General features: G+C 73.3%; 14 protein-coding genes. 12 read left to right on the top strand and 2 right to left on the bottom strand.

All coding sequences use genetic code 11. The features are described from left to right. The first annotated feature begins 137 nt into the window (after positions 1 to 137). A complete protein-coding gene (locus BKA22_RS18400; RefSeq protein ID WP_146952379.1) occupies positions 138 to 5,135 on the top strand; it encodes an ExeM/NucH family extracellular endonuclease in 4,998 nt (1,665 codons plus the stop codon). Between the two features lie 95 nt (positions 5,136 to 5,230). Here the strand turns inward: BKA22_RS18400 and BKA22_RS18395 are convergent, their stop codons facing one another. Together BKA22_RS18395 and BKA22_RS18390 are read right to left on the bottom strand one after the other, a co-directional pair. Next, complete coding sequence (locus BKA22_RS18395) at positions 5,231 to 6,055, bottom strand: DsbA family oxidoreductase (RefSeq protein WP_146952380.1); 825 nt, start codon at positions 6,053 to 6,055, stop codon at positions 5,231 to 5,233. Then, on the bottom strand, positions 6,052 to 7,038 hold the full coding sequence (locus BKA22_RS18390) for a quinone oxidoreductase family protein (protein WP_146952381.1): 987 nt from the start codon (positions 7,036 to 7,038) through the stop codon (positions 6,052 to 6,054). The genes BKA22_RS18395 and BKA22_RS18390 overlap by 4 nt, the downstream gene beginning before the upstream one ends. Before the next feature lie 81 nt (positions 7,039 to 7,119). Here BKA22_RS18390 and argC point away from each other — a divergent pair, with 81 nt between their 5' ends. From argC to BKA22_RS18335, 11 genes are all read left to right on the top strand, one after another. Beyond that, positions 7,120 to 8,184 (top strand): N-acetyl-gamma-glutamyl-phosphate reductase, encoded by a 1,065-nt coding sequence (gene argC / locus BKA22_RS18385; protein WP_218866730.1) that lies wholly within the window; start codon positions 7,120 to 7,122, stop codon positions 8,182 to 8,184. Next, complete coding sequence (gene argJ / locus BKA22_RS18380) at positions 8,181 to 9,389, top strand: bifunctional glutamate N-acetyltransferase/amino-acid acetyltransferase ArgJ (protein ID WP_223203506.1); 1,209 nt, start codon at positions 8,181 to 8,183, stop codon at positions 9,387 to 9,389. The genes argC and argJ overlap by 4 nt, the downstream gene beginning before the upstream one ends. Next, on the top strand, positions 9,386 to 10,453 hold the full coding sequence (gene argB, locus BKA22_RS18375; RefSeq protein WP_223203507.1) for an acetylglutamate kinase: 1,068 nt from the start codon (positions 9,386 to 9,388) through the stop codon (positions 10,451 to 10,453). The genes argJ and argB overlap by 4 nt, the downstream gene beginning before the upstream one ends. Before the next feature lie 53 nt (positions 10,454 to 10,506). Further along, positions 10,507 to 11,775, top strand: a complete 1,269-nt coding sequence (locus BKA22_RS18370) for an acetylornithine transaminase (protein WP_218867503.1) — start codon at positions 10,507 to 10,509, stop codon at positions 11,773 to 11,775. Between the two features lie 123 nt (positions 11,776 to 11,898). Beyond that, positions 11,899 to 12,831, top strand: coding sequence for an ornithine carbamoyltransferase (argF, locus tag BKA22_RS18365; protein WP_146952383.1), 933 nt, complete (start codon positions 11,899 to 11,901; stop codon positions 12,829 to 12,831). After that, complete coding sequence (locus BKA22_RS18360; RefSeq protein ID WP_146952384.1) at positions 12,828 to 13,370, top strand: arginine repressor; 543 nt, start codon at positions 12,828 to 12,830, stop codon at positions 13,368 to 13,370. Before argF ends, BKA22_RS18360 begins: the two co-directional genes overlap by 4 nt. 82 nt (positions 13,371 to 13,452) lie before the next feature. Then, positions 13,453 to 14,694 (top strand): argininosuccinate synthase, encoded by a 1,242-nt coding sequence (locus tag BKA22_RS18355; protein ID WP_146952385.1) that lies wholly within the window; start codon positions 13,453 to 13,455, stop codon positions 14,692 to 14,694. Further along, positions 14,687 to 16,147, top strand: coding sequence for an argininosuccinate lyase (gene argH, locus BKA22_RS18350; RefSeq protein ID WP_146952386.1), 1,461 nt, complete (start codon positions 14,687 to 14,689; stop codon positions 16,145 to 16,147). Before BKA22_RS18355 ends, argH begins: the two co-directional genes overlap by 8 nt. A 93-nt stretch (positions 16,148 to 16,240) precedes the next feature. After that, positions 16,241 to 17,509 carry a methyl-accepting chemotaxis protein gene (locus tag BKA22_RS18345; protein WP_223203508.1) on the top strand — a complete coding sequence of 423 codons (1,269 nt, stop codon included), beginning with the start codon at positions 16,241 to 16,243 and terminating at the stop codon, positions 17,507 to 17,509. 106 nt (positions 17,510 to 17,615) lie between these two features. Next, positions 17,616 to 18,215 carry a uridine kinase family protein gene (locus BKA22_RS18340; RefSeq protein WP_146952387.1) on the top strand — a complete coding sequence of 200 codons (600 nt, stop codon included), beginning with the start codon at positions 17,616 to 17,618 and terminating at the stop codon, positions 18,213 to 18,215. Between the two features lie 149 nt (positions 18,216 to 18,364). Continuing rightward, complete coding sequence (locus BKA22_RS18335) at positions 18,365 to 19,075, top strand: DNA-3-methyladenine glycosylase (protein ID WP_146952433.1); 711 nt, start codon at positions 18,365 to 18,367, stop codon at positions 19,073 to 19,075. Positions 19,076 to 19,092 lie beyond the last annotated feature (17 nt).

The raw sequence follows: 19,092 nt of genomic DNA, 5'->3' as shown, positions 1-19,092 counted from the left end.
GGAGGTGGGACGAGTTCATCGAACGGTTACCCGCCAGTAGTTGCGACCATTCGGACAAACCGTGAAGGTGATGTGCGATCGCTGTGCGTCGGTGCACGGCGATCGACGCTGCGTCGTCCACGAAGGAGAAACCCGTCATGCACGGTAGGTCGAGGTCGTACACCGGGGGCATCGCAGCCCTCGGTCTGGCGCTGGCAGGGGCGGTGGTCGCCGCAGTTCCCGCGCAGGCCGCCGTCTCCGCGAGCGCGCCCGTGGTGCTGCACGAGGTCTACGGCGGTGGGGGCAACTCGGGCGCCCCGTTCAACCGCGACTTCGTCGAGCTGTACAACCCGGGTGCCGCACCCGTGGACCTGACCGGGTGGACGGTGCAGTACGCGTCCGCGACCGGCACGGCCTGGCAGACCACGCCGCTGACCGGCACGATCGCCGCCGGCGGCTTCCTGCTCGTGGGCGAGGCGTTCGGCGCCAACGCCGCGGCGACCGCCATCCCGTTCGACATCGACGGCACGCTCGCCATGAGCGGCACGACCGGCAAGGTCGCGCTCGCCAGCTCCTCGACCGCGCTCACCTGCGTGGCCACGGCCTGCGCGAGCGACGCGGCCGTGGTCGACCTGGTCGGGTGGGGTCCGACCGCCACCGCGTACGCCGGCAGCGCCCCCGCGCCGGCGACCACGAACGCGACGTCGGTGTCGCGCGACGCGGCGCACACCAACACCGCGAGCAACGCGGCCGACTTCACGACGGGTGCCCCGACCCCGACCGGTGCCACGTCCGGCGGTGGCGGCGACGGCGGGTCCGACCCCGACGTGCGCACGATCGCCGAGATCCAGGGCACGGGCGACGCCTCGCCGCTGGTCGGCACGACCGTGACCACGGACGGTGTGGTCACGGCCGCGTACCCGACCGGTGGTCTCAACGGCTACGTCATCCAGACGCCCGGCACGGGAGGCGGCGACCCCTCGACACGGACGGCCTCGGACGGCCTGTTCGTGTACTCGCCGTCCACGGCCGCTGCGGTCTCGGTCGGCACCCACGTGCAGGTCACCGGCGCGGTCAGCGAGTTCTCCGGGCTCACCGAGCTCACGGTGGCCTCCGCTGCCGACCTGAGCGTGCTGGCCGACGCGCCTGCCGCGGTCACCCCGGTCTCGGCGGCCTGGCCCGCCACGGGCACCGCGCGTGAGGCGCTCGAGTCGATGCTGTTCCTGCCGACCGGCGACCTGACGATCTCCAACACCTACTCGACGAACCAGTACGGGGAGGTCGGTCTGGCGACCGGCACGACCCCGCTGCTGCAGCCGACCGAGCTCGCAGCCCCGGGTTCGGCGCAGGCCGCCGCGGTCACGGCCGACAACGCCGCCCGCGGGGTCGTCCTCGACGACGGTGCCTCGACGAACTTCCTGTCCGCCGCGAACTCCGGGCTGACCCCGCCGTACGTGTCGCTGACCAACCCGGTCCGGGTCGGCGCGGCTGCGAGCTTCACCGCCCCGGTCGTCGTCGACTACCGCAACAGCGTGTGGAAGCTCAACCCGACGGCACCCCTGGTGGCGGGCGCGCCCGCCCCCGTGACGTTCGAGAACGACCGCACCACGAGCCCGAGCGACGTCGGCGGTGACCTCGAGGTCGCCTCGTTCAACGTGCTCAACTACTTCACGACGCTCGGCTCCACGACAGCCGGCTGCGTCGCGTACACCGACCGTGCCGGCAACGGCGTCACGGTCAAGGAGGGCTGCGACCCGCGCGGCGCCTGGGACCCCGAGGACCTGGCACGCCAGCAGGAGAAGATCGTCGCGGCCATCAACGGGCTCGACGCCGACGTGGTCGGGCTGCTCGAGATCGAGAACTCGGCCGTCGTCGACGGCGTCGCCGACGAGGCGCTGAGCACGCTGGTCGACGCGCTCAACGCGGCCGCCGGCTCCACGGTGTGGGCGTACGTGCCCTCGTCGAGCGAGCTGCCCGCGGTCGGTCTGCAGGACACCATCACGAACGCGCTGATCTACCGCACGGCATCGGTCGAGCGGGTCGGGGACTCCCGTGCTCTCGGCACAGCCAGCGCCGATGGTCAGGCGTTCGCGAACGCCCGTGAGCCGATCGGTCAGGTGTTCGCACCGGTGGGCGGCGGCAAGGACCTGTTCGTCGCCGTCAACCACCTCAAGTCCAAGGGATCGGCCGGCCCCTGGCCGGGCGACGCGGACACCGGTGACGGTCAGGGCGCCTCCAACGAGTCGCGGGTCCGTCAGGCCCAGGCGCTGCGCGACTGGGTGCCGACCGTCCAGGGTGACGCGGAGGCCGTCGCGCTCGTCGGCGACTTCAACTCCTACACGCACGAGGACCCGCTGCAGGTGCTCTACGACGCCGGGTACACCGACGCCGCCTCCGCGCTCGCGGCCGGGCAGTACTCGTACTCGTTCAGCGGGCTGTCGGGGTCGCTCGACCACGTGCTGCTCAACGACGCCGCGCTCGAGCGGGCGACCGGTGCGGACATCTGGGAGATCAACGCCGAGGAGTCCATCGCGCTGGAGTACAGCCGGTACAACTACCACGGCACGCTCTTCCAGGCCGCGGACGCCTACCGGTCCTCCGACCACGACCCCGTGGTCGTCGGGCTCGCTGCCGGCGCCAGCGCTCAGGGTCTGATCGACCTGACGCTGCTGAACATCAACGACTTCCACGGCCGCATCGACGCCAACACGGTGAAGTTCGCCGGCACGGTCGAGAAGGCACGTGCGGCCGCCGAGGCAGCGGGCGGGGCTGCTGCGTTCCTGTCCGCGGGCGACAACATCGGGGCCTCGCTGTTCGCCTCGGCCGTCGCCCAGGACCAGCCCACGATCGACGTGCTCAACACGCTGGGCCTGGCCGCGTCCGCGGTCGGCAACCACGAGTTCGACCAGGGCTACACGGACCTCGTCGACCGCGTCGTGGCCGGTGGCACCAACGCCACGTGGCCGTACCTGGGCGCCAACGTGTACGCCAAGGGCACCACGAACCCGGTGCTGCCGGAGTACACGATCCTCGACATGGGCGGCGTGTCCGTCGGCGTGATCGGGGCCGTCACCCAGGAGACCCCGACGCTGGTCACCCCGGGCGGCATCGCCACGCTCGACTTCGGCGATCCCGTCGAGGCCGTCAACCGCGTCGCCGCCCAGCTCAGCGACGGTGACGCGGCCAACGGCGAGGCGGACGTCCTGGTGGCCGAGTACCACGAGGGCGCCGGGGCCGGCACGCCGGACGGGGCGACCCTCGAGCAGGAGGTCGCCGCGGGCGGTGCGTTCGCGGAGATCGTCCAGGAGACGTCGGCCGAGGTCGACGCGATCTTCACCGGGCACACGCACAAGCAGTACGCATGGCAGGCGCCCGTGCCGGGCGACGCGACCCGCACCCGCCCGGTCCTGCAGACCGGGTCGTACGGGGAGTTCGTCGGCAAGGTCGTGCTGACCTACGACCGGGGCACCGAGCAGGTCACGGCCTCCACGGCCACGAACCTGGCCCGCACCACGGACACCGACGCGACGCTCGTCGCGACGTACCCGAGGGTCGCCGCGGTGAGCACGATCGTCACGAAGGCGCTGGCCGACGCGGCCGTCGTCGGCAACCAGCCGGTCGGCTCGGTCACCGCGGACATCACGACCGCCTTCGCCGGCGGCTCGTACGTCAACGGCGTCTACACCGGTTCGGGCCCGCTGGCCACGACCGGTCGCGACGACCGCTCCAAGGAGTCGACGCTGGGCAACCTCGTAGCGAACTCGCTGCGGGACAGCCTGGCCTCGGCCGACCGCGGCGGCGCGCAGATCGGTGTCGTGAACCCCGGTGGTCTGCGCAACGAGCTGCTCTACGCACCGGACGGCACGATCACGTACGCCGAGGCCAACGCGGTGCTCCCGTTCGTCAACAACCTCTGGACGACGACGCTGTCCGGCGCCCAGGTCAAGACGATGCTCGAGCAGCAGTGGCAGACGAACGCCGACGGCACGATCCCGTCGCGGCCGTACCTGCAGCTGGGTCTCTCGGACAACGTGTCGTACACGTTCGACGCGAGCCGTGCGATGGGTGACCGGATCACCTCGGTGACCGTCGACGGCGTCGCACTCGACCCGGCGGCGTCCTACCGGGTCGGCACGTTCTCCTTCCTGGCCCAGGGTGGGGACAACTTCCGGGTGTTCACCGGCGGGACGGGCACCGCCGACTCGGGTCTCATCGACCGGGACGCGTGGATCGCCTACCTGCAGGCCCACCCGGCGCTCGCGCCGAGCTTCGCGCGGCATGCCGTGGGCGTGCCCGCGCTGCCGGCGTCGGTGACGGCCGGTGACGCGCTCGCGTTCCCGGTGACCGGTCTGGACCTGACGAGCCTGGGCTCGCCGCTGAACACCACGCTCGACGTCCGGATCGACGGGACGTCGATCGGCTCGGCGGCCGTGACCGGTGGGGCAGCCGCCGTCTCGGTGACCGTCCCTGCGGGGACCTCGGGTGGGGCTCACGTGCTCACGCTCGTGGCCGCGCCGAGCGGGACGACGGTGACGCTGCCGCTCACCGTCGAACCGGGGCTGCCGCTCTCGACGACCACCCTCACGGCGAAGCCGTCGAGCCAGGTCTTCGGGGCCACCGGCCACCGCGTCCAGCTCACCGCGACGGTGGCTGCGGACGTTCCGGTCGCCGGGACCGTCGAGTTCGTGTCGGGGCAGACGGTGCTCGGCACCGCGACGCTGCGGCACGGCAGGGCGAGCCTGACGTTGGCGTCCTCGACGCCGGCGGGCACGTACGACGTGGTGGCCCGGTACGCCGGTGACGCCACCGTCACGGGTTCGCAGTCCGCGCCCGTGACCGTCGTGGTCAAGCAGGCCACGACGCGCACGTCGCTGCAGATCGGCCGGAACGGCGCCCCCTGCTTCTGGTGGGCGACCAACCCGGTCGTCGTGGCGGTCAGGCAGGACAACGGGCGGCTGCCCAGCGGTGTGGTCGAGCTGCGTGAGGGTGACACGGTCGTCCGCACGCTGAAGGTCACGGCCGGTGTCGCGGTCGGCTCGCTCCCCGGCGGTCTGACCTCCGGCAAGCACACCTTCACGGCGACGTTCGTGCCGAGCGACGTGGCCAACGTCGCCGGGAGCACGAGCGCCCCGGTGACCGTCACGATCCGGCGGTGACGCGCCGAGGCTGACCTGGGGTACGACGAGGCCCTCCGACCTTCGGGACGGAGGGCCTCGTCGTGCTCGGTGCTCGGGCCGGGGTGCCGACAGGGTCAGAGCGCGCAGCTGTCGTCGACGCACGCGGCGTCGTCGTCGCCGAGGAGCTGCAGCGTCGGGTTCGCCTGGGCCCATGCCGCCTCGAGCAGCTCGGTGAAGACCCCGACCGGCTGGGCGCCCGACACGGCGATCCGCCGGTCCACGACGACGAAGGGGACACCGTTCACGCCGATCGCCCTGGCCTGCGCCTCGTCGTCCCGGACGGCGGCGGCCCCGCGGTCGCCGGCGAGCACGTCACGCACGCCCTGGTCGTCCAGGCCGCACGCACCGAGGCCCGCGGTGCGAGCCAGCTCCACGATCGTCCCGGGGTCGCCGAGGTCGGCGCCGTGCTCGAAGTGCGCCGAGAAGAACGTCTCGACGAGGCGTCCGGCGAGCGCGTCCCCGCCGATCTCGCGGGCGACGTGGACGAGGCGGTGCAGGTCGAAGGTGTTGATCGAGAGCGTGCGGTCGAAGTCGTAGACGAGTCCGTCGCCGGCGGCCACCGCGGTGACCTGGGCGAACATCTGCCGGACCTGGTCGGCCGGCAGGCCCTTGTGCCGGGCGAGCGCGTCGAGCTCGGGCACCCCGGGGCCGTGCGGGGCGTCCGGCGACAGCTCGTAGGCGCGCCAGCGCACGTCGACCAGGTCACGGTGCGGGAAGGCGGCGAGCGCGGCCGTGAGGCGCCGCTTGCCGATGAAGCACCACGGGCAGGCGATGTCGGACCAGACCTCGACGGCGAGCCGTCGTGCGGCGGGTGCGTCGTCGGTGGTGGCCGGCTCGGGGTGCGTGCGGGTCGTCGCGTCGCTCGTCGGGGCGGCGGTCTGTGTGGTGGGGGTCGTCACAGCTCGAGGAGGACCTTTCCGGTCGTCGCGCGGCTCTCCAGCGCGCGGTGGGCGTCGGCCGCGTCGGCCAGGGGATAGGTTGCGCCGACCCGCACGTCGAGCGAGCCGTCGGCCACCGCGCCGAAGACCTCGCGGGCCCGCCAGGCGAGCTCGTCGGGTTCGGCGATGTGGTGGTAGAGCGTGGGTCGGGTGAGGAACAGCGACCCGCCTGCGTTGAGCCGTTGCGGGTCGACGGGCGGCACGGGGCCGGACGACGCCCCGAACAGGACGAGCGTGCCGCGTCGTGCGAGCGAGGCGAGCGAGGCGTCGAACGTGTCCTTGCCGACGGAGTCGTACACGGCGTGCACCCCGCGGCCGTGGGTGAGCGCGCGCACCAGGACGGGCAGCTGCGCGCTCAGGTCGGTGAGCTCGCGGTACGGGATGACCTCCTCGGCGCCGGCGGCCCGGGCGAGCTCCTCCTTGGCGGGTGAGCCGACCGTCGCCAGGACCCGGGCGCCCCGGGCGGTGGCCATCTGGGTGAGCAGCAGCCCGACCCCGCCCGCGGCGGCGTGCACGAGCACGTCGTGCCCCGCAGCGACGGGGAACGTCGACGTGACGAGGAAGTGCGCCGTCAGTCCTTGGAGCGTGACGGCCACCGCAGTCCCGTCGTCGATCCCTTCGGGGACCAGGAGGGCGTCGGCGGCGCGCACGGTGACCAGCTCCGCGTAGGAGCCGGAGGTCGAGGACGTCCAGGTCACGCGGTCGCCGACCTGCAGCCGGTCCACCTCGGCACCGGTGGCCACGATGATGCCGACGCCCTCGGAGCCCACGACGTGCGGGAACGCCATGGGGTAGCGGCCCTCGCGCCGGTAGGTGTCGATGAAGTTCACGCCGGCTCGGCGCACCTGGACGAGGACCTCGTCGGCGGCGGGGGAGGGCTCGGGAAGCCGGACGAGCTCGAGGACGTCGGCTCCGCCTGGGGCGGTCGCCTGGATGGCACGCACGTGACCTGCAACAGTGCGTACCTGGTGCGTCATCCCGACCGGCGGTCGTATCTTCGTGCATTCGGGTGTATGTTCATGCACATGTCCTTCTCCGTCGCCGTCGCAGGTGCGAGCGGGTACGCCGGCGGCGAGGCCCTGCGCCTCCTGCTGGGTCACCCCGAGGCCCGCATCGGCACGCTCACCGCCCACGCCAACGCCGGAACCCGCCTCGGGGAGCACCAGCCCCACCTGCGCTCGCTGGCCGACCGCGTCCTCGAGCCGACCGGCGTCGAGGCACTCGCCGGCCACGACGTCGTCGTCCTCGCCCTGCCGCACGGGGCCAGCGGCAAGGTCGCCGCGGCACTCGCCGAGCGCGGCGACGACGCGGTCGTCATCGACCTCGGCGCCGACCACCGGCTCGTCGATCCCGCCGCATGGGAGGCGTTCTACGGCAGCCCGCACGCCGGCACCTGGCCGTACGGCATGCCCGAGCTGCTCCACCCGGGCGAGCGCACCGCCGCCGCCCAGCGCACGCAGCTGGCCGGCACGCGGCGGATCGCGGTACCCGGCTGCAACGTCACCGCCGTCACCTTCGGCCTGCAGCCCGGCATCGCCGCCGGGGTGATCGAGCCGGTCGACCTCGTCGCGGTGCTCGCCAACGGGTACTCGGGCGCCGGACGCTCGCTCAAGACGCACCTGCTCGCCTCCGAGGCGCTCGGCAACGCCCAGCCCTACGCGGTCGGCGGCACGCACCGGCACATCCCCGAGATCCAGCAGAACCTGCGTTCCGCGGGCGCCGCCGACGTCACGATCTCGTTCACCCCGACGCTCGTGCCCATGTCGCGCGGCATCCTCGCGACCGCGACCGCACGGCTCGTGCCCGGCACCGACCCCGCGGCCGTTCGTGCCGCGTGGGAGCAGACCTACGCCGACGAGCCGTTCATCACCCTGCTGCCCGAGGGCCAGTGGCCGACCACGGCCGCGACCGCGGGCGCCAACACCGCACTCGTGCAGGTCGCGGTCGACGCCGCCGCCGGGCGCGTCGTGACCGTGACCGCGCTCGACAACCTCGTCAAGGGCACGGCGGGCGCCGCCGTGCAGTCCCTCAACCTGGCGCTCGGCCTGCCCGAGACGCTCGGCCTGCCGACCGAGGGGGTCGCCCCGTGAGCACCGTGAGCACCGTCACCGTCCCCGCCCGCCCCGCCGACCAGGGTGTGACCGCCCCCGCCGGCTTCCGTGCCACGGGCGTGACCGCCGGGCTCAAGGCCTCCGGCCGGCCCGACCTCGCGCTCGTCGTCAACGACGGCCCGCTGCAGGTGGCCGCCGGCGTCTTCACCTCGAACCGTGTGGTGGCCGCCCCCGTGGTGTGGTCGCGGCAGGCGGTCACCGACGGCATCGCCTCGGCGGTCGTGCTCAACTCCGGCGGCGCCAACGCGTGCACCGGCCCGGAGGGCTTCGCCGACACCCATCGCACCGCCGAGCACGTGGCGAACGCCCTCGCCGTGTCGGCCGGCGACGTCCTCGTGTGCTCCACCGGGCTCATCGGCGAGCGGCTGCCGATGGACCTGCTGCTCGCCGGTGCCGACGCCGCCGCGGCCGGGCTGTCCGCCGACGGCGGGCCGGACGCCGCCGTGGCGATCATGACGACCGACACCGTCGCCAAGTCGGTCTCGGTGCAGCGCGACGGCTGGAGCGTAGGCGGCATGGCCAAGGGTGCGGGCATGCTCGCCCCCGGCCTGGCGACGATGCTCGTGGTCCTGACCACCGACGCGGTCGTCACCGCGGCGCACGCCGACCGCGCCTTGCGTGCGGCGACCCGCTCGACGTTCGACCGCGTCGACTCCGACGGCTGCATGTCGACCAACGACACCGTCCTGCTGCTCGCCTCGGGCGCGTCCGGCGTCGAGGTCGCCCCCGACGACCTCGCCGGGGCCGTCACCGAGGTGTGCACACGGCTGGCGCGCCTGCTCGTCGGCGACGCGGAGGGCGCCAGCCACGACATCGCGGTCACCGTGCACCGTGCGACCAGCGAGGACGCGGCCGTCGCCGTGGCCCGCGCGGTCACCCGCTCGAACCTGTTCAAGGCCGCCGTCTTCGGCAACGACCCCAACTGGGGGCGGGTGCTGGCGGCCGCCGGCACCGTGCCCGAGCAGGTCGCACCGTTCGACCCCGCCCTGCTCGACGTGTCGATCAACGGCGTCCAGGTCTGCCGGGCCGGTGGCGTCGGCGAACCGCGTGAGCTCGTCGACCTCGCCGCCGCACGCGAGGTGCGCGTCGAGATCGACCTGCACGCGGGCACGTCCACCGCCACCGTGTGGACCAACGACCTCACGCACGACTACGTCCACGAGAACAGCGCGTACTCCACATGAGCCAGCACGGCAGCAGCGAGCGGCCCGCGACGGCCGTGCACGAGGACTTCGTCTTCGACACCCGCACCGACCTGCGTCCCGACCAGAAGGCCGAGGTGCTCGTCCAGGCGCTGCCCTGGCTGCAGAAGTTCTCCGGGGCGCTCGTGGTCGTCAAGTACGGCGGCAACGCGATGGTCGACGACGACCTCAAGCGCGCGTTCGCCGAGGACATGGTCTTCCTCCGGCAGGTCGGCCTGCGTCCCGTCGTCGTGCACGGCGGCGGCCCGCAGATCAACGCCATGCTCGACCGCCTCGGGATCGTCAGCGAGTTCCGTGGCGGTCTGCGCGTGACGACGCCCGAGGCGATGGACGTCGTGCGCATGGTCCTCACCGGTCAGGTCTCCCGCGAGCTGGTCGGCCTGCTCAACGCGCACGGACCGCACGCCGTCGGCCTGTCCGGCGAGGACGGCGGCCTGTTCCAGGCCCGTCGGCGCACCGTCGTCGTCGACGGCGTCGAGGTGGACGTCGGCCAGGTCGGCGACGTCGTGCAGGTCAACCCCGGTGCGGTGCTCGACCTGCTCGACGCCGGTCGCATCCCCGTGGTGTCGACCGTCGCCCCGGACATCGACGACCCGACCCAGGTGCTCAACGTCAACGCGGACACCGCGGCAGCCGCGCTCGCGGTCGCCCTCGGCGCGCGCAAGCTGATCGTCCTGACCGACGTCGAGGGCCTGTACTCGAGCTGGCCCGACCGGTCCTCGCTCGTGCGCCGCATCCGGGCCTCCGCGCTGGCGGGCCTCCTGCCGTCGCTCGACGCCGGGATGCGGCCCAAGATGGAGGCCTGCTGGCGGGCCGTCGAGGGCGGCGTCGGCCGGGCGCACGTCATCGACGGCCGCTCGGCGCACTCGATCCTCGTCGAGGTGTTCACCTCCGACGGCGTCGGCACGATGGTGCTGCCCGACGAGGAGTCTCCCGACGCGCCGTTCACCGCGCCGATCCCCGTCGTCCATCCCGTCCATTCCGTCCATCCCGCCCATCCCGCCCATCCCGTCCTCGGGACGACCAGCCCGCAGGAGGCATCGTGACGACCCCGACCGCAGGCGAGAGCGCGGCGACCGCCCCGGTCGCCCGGCACCGCCTGACCGCCGACACGGACGCGAACGTGCCCGTCCCCGTGACGGCCGGCTCCGTGGCCGAGTGGACGGACCGCTACACGCACGCCGTCATGGACACCTTCGGTGCGCCGCAGCGGGTCCTCGTGCGCGGCGAGGGGCCCTACGTGTGGGACGCCGACGGGCGCCGCTACCTCGACCTGCTCGGCGGCATCGCCGTGAACTGCCTCGGGCACGCGCACCCCACGCTGACCGCGGCGATCAGCGCCCAGCTGGGCACGCTCGGTCACGTGTCCAACCTGTTCGCGAGCCCCGCGCAGATCGCCCTGGCCGAACGCCTCCTCGCGCTGGCCGCCGCCCCCGAGGGTTCCCGGGTGTTCTTCACCAACTCCGGTACCGAGGCCAACGAGGCAGCCTTCAAGCTCGCCCGGCGCAACGGCGGACCCGCGCGGCCACGGATCCTCGCGCTGGAGGGCGCGTTCCACGGCCGCTCCATGGGCGCCCTCGCACTGACGTCCAAGGCTGCCTACCGCGAACCGTTCGAGCCGCTGCCCGGCGGGGTCGAGTTCCTCCCGTTCGGCGACACCGACGCGCTCCGGGCGGCGTTCGCCGACGGCACAGGCGCGCAGGTCGCTGCCCTGTTCGTCGAGCCGATCCAGGGCGAGGCCGGTGTGCGACCGCTGCCGACCGGGTACCTCGCGCTCGCGCGGGAGCTGACCGCGCAGCACGGTGCCCTGCTGATCCTCGACGAGGTGCAGACCGGCATGGGCCGGACCGGTACGTGGCTCGCCCACCAGCAGCCCGCCATCGGCGGCGGCATCGTGCCGGACGCCGTCACGCTCGCCAAGGGCCTCGGTGGTGGCTTCCCGGTCGGCGCGCTCGTGACGTACGGCGAGCGCACCTCGACGCTCCTGCACCGCGGCCAGCACGGCACGACGTTCGGCGGCAACCCGGTGGCCGCCGCGGCGGCGCTCGCGACGATCGCGGTGATCGAGCGCGACGGGCTGCTCGCCCACGTGACCGCGCTCGGCGCCCGGCTGCGCGAACGCGTGCGTGCCCTGCACCACCCGTTGGTCGTGGAGGTGCGCGGGGAGGGGCTGCTCGTCGGCATCGAGCTGGCTCGCCCGGTGGCCGCCCAGGTCGCATCCGACGCGCTGGCGGCGGGTCTCATCGTCAACCCGTGCACCCCGACCACGCTGCGGCTCGCCCCGCCGTACGTGCTCACCGACGACCAGGCCGGCGTGTTCGTCGACTTCCTCGCGGCCCTGCCGCACGACCTGGGGGAGGACCACTGATGGCGCGTCACTTCCTGCGTGACGGCTCGTCTGTCCGCGGCCTCGAGGGGAGTGGGTCCTGATGGCGCGTCACTTCCTGCGTGACGGCTCGTCTGTCCGCGGCCTCGAGGGGGGTGGGTCCTGATGGCGCGTCACTTCCTGCGTGACGACGATCTGACCCCCCGCGAGCAGCGTGAGGTCCTCCAGCTCGCCGCTGCCTTCCGCGACGACCGGTTCATCCGGACGCCGCTGGCGGGGCCGCGTGCGGTGGCCGTGATCTTCGACAAGCCGACGCTGCGCACCCAGGTGTCGTTCACCACCGGGATCGCCGAGCTCGGCGGATACCCGCTCGCGGTCGACGGGGCGCTCGCCCAGATCGGTTCGCGCGAGTCCGTCGCCGACACCGCTCGGGTCCTGGGCCGCCAGGTCGCCGCGATCGTGTGGCGCACGCACGCCCAGTCGCGGATCGAGGAGATGGCGGCCACGGCCGGTGTCCCGGTGGTCAACGCGCTGACCGACGACTTCCACCCGTGCCAGGTCCTCGCGGACCTGCTGACGATCGCCCAGCACCGCGGGGGTGTGGGTGCGCTGGCCGGTCAGACGTTCGCCTACGTGGGCGACGGGTCGAACAACATGGCGCACTCCTACCTGCTCGGCGGGGCGACAGCGGGCCTGCACGTGCGCATCGGCACCCCCGAGGGCTACCTGCCCGACGCGTCGATCGTCGCCGACGCCGCGCGCATCGCGGCGGGTACGGGCGGTTCGGTGACGGTGACGCACGAGCTCGCCGAGGCGGTCGCCGGAGCGGACGTCGTGGCGACCGACACCTGGGTGTCGATGGGTCAGGAGGACCAGGCGGCCGAGCGGGAGACCCCGTTCGTGCCGTTCCGGGTGGACGCGGCCGCGATGGCCCTGGCCCGGCCCGACGCGATCGTGCTGCACTGCCTGCCCGCCTACCGGGGCAAGGAGATCACCGCAGAGGTGCTCGACGGCCCGCAGTCGGTGGTGTGGGACGAGGCCGAGAACCGCCTGCACGCCCAGAAGGCCCTGCTGGCGTTCGTGCTGGAGCGATCGTGAGCACGCCGACCCCGGCCCACGCGACGGCCTCCACCGCGCCGACGACCAAGGCCGCGAGGCACGCGCTCGTCCGGGGGCTGCTCACGCGCGGCCCGGTGCACTCGCAGGCCGAGCTCGCCGAGCTGCTGGCCGCCGAGGGCGTGTCGGTGACGCAGGCGACGCTCTCGCGCGACCTCGTCGAGCTGCGCGCCGTGAAGGTGCGCATGTCGTCCGGTGCGTTGGCCTACTCCGTGCCCTCCGAGGGCTCCGTCCCGGCCACCCCGGGGGCGGACGCCGAGTTCCTCGCGAGCCGGCTCGCCCGGCTGTGCGCCGAGCTGCTGGTCACCGCCGAGGCCTCGGGCAACCTCGTGGTGCTGCGCACACCTCCGGGCGGTGCGCAGTTCCTCGCCTCGGCGATCGACCACTCGATCCTGCCGGCCGTGCTCGGCACGATCGCCGGCGACGACACGATCCTGGTGATCGCCCGCGACACCGAGGAGCCGGCCGGGGCGGCAGGCGCCGCGCTCGCGGCACGCTTCCTCGCCCTCGCGAGCGGATGACCCGCGTCGCCGTGTCCGGCGAGCCCGGACGTGGCGGCTTCGACAGACTGAACCCACCTACCGAAGAAGAGAGAGCTACCCCATGACTGAGCGCGTCGTCCTCGCGTACTCCGGCGGTCTGGACACCTCCGTCGGCATCGGCTGGATCGCCGAGGCCACGGGCGCCGAGGTGATCGCCGTGGCGGTCGACGTCGGCCAGGGCGGCGAGGACCTGCAGGTCATCCGTCAGCGTGCCCTCGACTGCGGTGCGGTCGAGGCCTACGTCGCCGACGCCCGCGACGAGTTCGCGACCGAGTACTGCATGCCTGCCCTGAAGGCGAACGGCATGTACCTGGACCGCTACCCGCTGGTCTCTGCCCTGTCGCGTCCGGTGATCGTCAAGCACCTGGTGCGCGCCGCCCGCCAGTTCGGCGCGACGACCGTGGCCCACGGCTGCACCGGCAAGGGCAACGACCAGGTGCGCTTCGAGGTCGGGATCACCTCGCTGGCGCCCGACCTGACCTGCCTGGCCCCCGTGCGTGACCTGGCGCTGACGCGCGACAAGGCGATCGAGTTCGCCGAGAAGCACAAGCTGCCGATCGCCACCACGAAGCACAACCCGTTCTCGATCGACCAGAACGTGTGGGGCCGCGCCGTCGAGACGGGCTTCCTCGAGGACATCTGGAACGCCCCGACCAAGGACGTCTACACCTACACCGACGACCCGACCTTCCCGCCGGTCGCCGACGAGGTCGTCATCACGTTCGAGCAGGGCGTCCCGGTCGCGCTCGACGGCGTGCCGGTCACGCCCCTGCAGGCGATCCAGGAGATGAACCGCCGTGCGGGTGCGCAGGGCGTCGGCCGGATCGACATCGTCGAGGACCGCCTCGTGGGCATCAAGTCCCGTGAGGTGTACGAGGCCCCCGGTGCGATCGCCCTCATCGCCGCGCACCAGGAGCTGGAGAACGTCACCGTCGAGCGCGAGCAGGCCCGCTTCAAGCGCCAGGTCGAGCAGCGCTGGACCGAGCTGGTCTACGACGGCCAGTGGTTCTCCCCGCTGAAGAAGTCGCTCGACACGTTCGTCGACGACACCCAGCGCTACGTCTCGGGCGACGTGCGCCTCGTGCTGCACGGCGGCCGCGCCACGGTCACGGGTCGCCGCTCCGACGCGAGCCTGTACGACTTCAACCTGGCGACCTACGACACGGGCGACACGTTCGACCAGGCCGCGGCCAAGGGCTTCATCGAGATCTACGGCCTGAGCTCGAAGCTGGCCGCGGCGCGCGACGTGCGCTTCGGCAACGGCGTCGACCTGGGCGACCAGGGCGGGATCACCGGTGCCTGACCAGCAGGTCCCCGCGCCTGACGGCACGTCGGGTTCCGAGGCCGGACCGCTCGCCCTGTGGGGCGGGCGGTTCGCCTCGGGTCCGGCGGCCGCCCTGGCCGACCTGTCCCGCTCGACGCACTTCGACTGGCGCCTCGCGGACCACGACATCACCGGCTCAGTGGCGCACGCGCACGTCCTGCACGCCGCCGGGCTGCTCTCGGACGACGAGGTGGCCCGCATGGTCGGCGCCCTCGAGGCGCTGCGATCCGACGTGGCCTCGGGTGCGTTCGGGCCGACCCCGGACGACGAGGACGTGCACACCGCGCTCGAGCGCGGCCTGCTGGAACGCGCCGGCACCGACCTGGGCGGCAAGCTGCGTGCGGGCCGCTCGCGCAACGACCAGATCGCCACGCTCGTGCGCATGTACCTGCGCACGCAGTCGCGCACGCTCGCGGGCCTGGTCCTCGACGTCGTGGACGCGCTCGTCGCGCAGGCCGCGGCGGCAGGCGACGCGCCGATGCCCGGGCGCACGCACCTGCAGCACGCCCAGCCCGTGCTCCTGGCGCACCACCTGCTCGCTCACGCCTGGCCGCTGCTGCGCGACGTCGAGCGCTGGGTCGACTGGGACCGTCGCGCGGCACTCTCTCCCTACGGTTCGGGTGCCCTGGCCGGTTCGTCGCTCGGCCTCGACCCGGCCGCGGTGGCCGCCGAGCTGGGCTTCGACGGCCCCGTGCAGAACTCGATCGACGGCACGGCCTCGCGTGACGTCGTGGCCGAGTTCGCGTTCGTGGCCGCCATGCTCGCGGTCGACGTCTCGCGGCTGGCCGAGGAGGTCGTGCTCTGGTCGACCAAGGAGTTCGGTTTCGTGCGGCTGCACGACGCCTACTCCACGGGGTCGAGCATCATGCCGCAGAAGAAGAACCCGGACGTCGCCGAGCTCGCGCGCGGCAAGGCGGGCCGGCTCGTGGGTGACCTCACGGGTCTGCTGACCACGCTCAAGGGCCTGCCGCTCGCGTACAACCGTGACCTGCAGGAGGACAAGGAGCCGGTCTTCGACCAGGTCGACCAGCTCACCGTCCTGCTGCCCGCGTTCGCCGGCATGGTCGCCACGCTCACGTTCGACACCGCGCGCATGGCGGCCCTCGCCCCGCAGGGGTTCTCCTTGGCCACCGACATCGCCGAGTGGCTGGTCCGGCAGGGTGTGCCGTTCCGGGTCGCGCACGAGGTCGCCGGTGCGTGCGTGCGGGCCTGCGAGGAGCACCAGCCCGCGATCGAGCTGTGGGAGCTCACGGACGAGGAGCTCGCGGCTGTCTCCGAGCACCTGACCCCGGCGGTCCGCCAGGTGCTCTCGGTCGAAGGTTCGCTGGCCTCCCGTGACGCGAGCGGTGGCACCGCACCCGCGCGCGTGGCCGAGCAGCTGGTGGCGGCCGGGCAGCGGGCCGCGGACCTGCGTTCCTGGACCGGGACCTGAGTCCCCTCCTCGGAGGTCCGGACGAGCCGATCGGGCTCTGAACAGCATCGGTGGGGGAGCCGTCGGTGCGACCGGACCTCCGAGGAGCGACCGATGGGCATCCCAGCCCGCAGCACGTCCGTCCGCACACCGTCCCAGCCCGACGTCCCGCCGTACTCGGCGGAGCTCAACGGGGTGCAACGCTGGTTCGCCGATCGGGGTGTGCGCGCCAAGGTCGCCATGCTGGCCACGGTGATGGTGGTCCTGCTCGGTACGACCGTCGTCGTGGCCCTGCGCGGCATCGACGCGATGACCCGCGTGTCCGGCGATGCCGCCGCGCTCACGGAGCAGGCCCGTTCGACCCGGACCTGGCTCCTGGTGCTCGCGGTCGTCGCGGCCGTCGTCGGGTTCTCGTTGGCGCGGGTCGGGTCGCGCTCCATGACCCGCGAGCTGGACCGGATGGTCACGGTCGCGCTGGCCGTCGAGCGCGGTGACCTGACGGTGCGTTCGCGCCTGGACAACGCCGACCAGATCGGCGTGGCGGGCCGGGCCCTCGACTCGGGTCTGGATGCCCTGCGTGCGTCCTTGGGTGGCGTGACGCACGAGGTCGGCGCCCTGTCCGGTGGTGCCCGTGCCCTTGCGGACGGCAACCGGGAGCTGACCTCCACCTCCGGTCGGATGGAGCAGGAGGCGCAGGCGGTCGCGTCCGCTGCCGGTCAGGTCTCGGTGACGGTACAGGCCGTCGCTGCGGGCGCGGAGCAGATGGGTGCCTCGATCCGGGAGATCGCGAGCAGCACGAGCGAGGCCGTCAAGGTCGCTGCCGACGCCTCGGGCGTGGCCGGTGAGGCGGTCGCCACGGTCGGCAGGCTCGGCGAGTCCTCCGTGCAGATCGGCACGGTGCTGCGGCTGATCACGAGCATCGCGGAGCAGACGAACCTGCTGGCCCTCAACGCGACGATCGAGGCGGCACGCGCGGGCGAGGCGGGCAAGGGCTTCGCGGTCGTGGCGGGCGAGGTCAAGGAGCTCGCGGGGGAGACAGCCCGGGCGACCGAGGAGATCGGCCGTCGGATCGACGCGATCCAGGCGGACACGACGGCGGCGGTCGACTCGATCGGCCGGATCACCGAGATCATCGCGGCGATCAGCAGCTACCAGTCGACGATCGCGGCGGCGGTCGAGGAGCAGACCGCGACGACGGCGGAGATGTCCCGGGGTGTCGCCGAGGCGGCATCGGGTGTCGGGGAGATCGCGAGCAGGACGTCCTCTGTCGCGGACTCGACCGCGACCACCTCCCGTGAGCTCGAGCAGGAGAGCGTGGTCGTGACCGAGCTGTCCTCGGGCTTCGGCCGGCTCGACGATCTCGTGTCGGCGTTCCGCGTCTGAGCTCAGGCGCACCGGAGCCGCGGCCCCCAGCCCGTCGACCGGCACACTGGTCCCCGGCGTCCCGCTCGACGGGCGGGCGCCGGGGGAGTCGACGACAGGAGACGGCATGGCGGGGCTCGACGCCGCGGCGACACCGGGCGTGCTCTCGGACCGGGTGCATGCCTCACGGCCACGTCTGGGTCGCACCCGGCTCGTCTGCATCGACGGCCCCGCCGGCTCGGGCAAGACGACCACGGCGGCGCGACTGGCCGAGCACCTGCGGGCGCAGGGCTGCGCGGTCGAGGCCGTGCACCTGGACGACCTCTACGCCGGGTGGTCCGGGCTTGAGGGTTCGTTGTGGCCACGCCTGACGGCCCAGGTGCTCGAGCCGGTCCGGCGCGGTCGCGCGGGCCGGTTCCAACGCTTCGACTGGCCGACGGGTGCCTTCGCCGAGTGGGTCGACGTCCCCGTCCCGGCGGTGCTGGTGCTCGAGGGGTGCGGTGCGGCTCGACGGGCGTGCGACCCGGTCGTCTCGCTGCGCGTCTGGGTCGAGGCGCCACGAGACCTGCGCCTGCGTCGAGGGCTGGACCGCGACGGTGAGGGCGCCCGACCGCAGTGGTTGACGTGGATGGAGGACGAGGCCCGGCACTTCGCCGCCGAGCGGACCGCGCAGCGTGCCGACGTCCGTCTCGACGCCCTGGGCCGCATCACCGGCACGTCCTCCTGAGGGAGTGCCGCCGCGCGACCTCCGGTGCTCGAGGTGGCCTGCGCTCGCGGGTCCGGCGGTCGCGGGCGCCGGCGTGACCAGGTCGCGGCCGTACCGGGCGGGTCCGGGGGCCGGTGCGGCAGGATGGGCCTGTGACCCGCGAGCAGCCGATGCCCCCGGGGGTGCCCGACGCGGCGACCCCGGGTGCCGTCATGGCCGTGCCGGCGCGCGTCTGGTACGCCCGCGACGTGCACGAGGTGGCGCTCAACCTGCTCGACGCCTACGTCACGGCGCGCTCGTCCGAGGGTGACGTCACCGTCCGGCTGACCGAGGTCGAGGCCTACGGCGGGGCCACCGACCCGGGGTCTCATGCGTTCCGCGGCCGTACGGCCCGCAACGCGGTGATGTTCGCCGAGCCGGGTCGCCTGTACGTCTACCGGCACCTGGGGTTGCACCACTGCCTGAACGTGGTGGCCGAGCCGACCGGTCGACCTGCAGCGGTGCTGCTGCGCGCCGCCGAGGTGGTCGAGGGCGCCGACCTGGCGCGCCACCGCCGTGAGCAGGTCGGTGTGGTCGACTCCGACCGTCAGCTCGCGCGCGGCCCCGCGCGTCTGGCCGTGTGCCTCGGCCTGGACCTGCGTGCCAACGGTGCGGACCTGACCGAGGCGGGTGGCGCCGTCGTGCTGCACCGCCGCGAGCAGGCGGTCCGCCCCCCGCACGCCAGCGGACCGCGTGTCGGGGTCTCGGGCGCGGGCGGTGACGGTGGCACCCACCCGTGGCGCTACTGGCTGACGAGCGAGAGCACCGTGTCTGCGTACCGGCCCGCCTATCGGTCGCCGGCGTCGGTAGACGCCCCGCGAGGGGCGACGACGTCGGCCTGACGCGACCCGCACGCCTG

The organism is Cellulomonas soli, from assembly GCF_013409305.1.
Classification (GTDB): domain Bacteria; phylum Actinomycetota; class Actinomycetes; order Actinomycetales; family Cellulomonadaceae; genus Cellulomonas; species Cellulomonas soli.
This window is presented reverse-complemented; position numbering and strand designations above follow the sequence as displayed.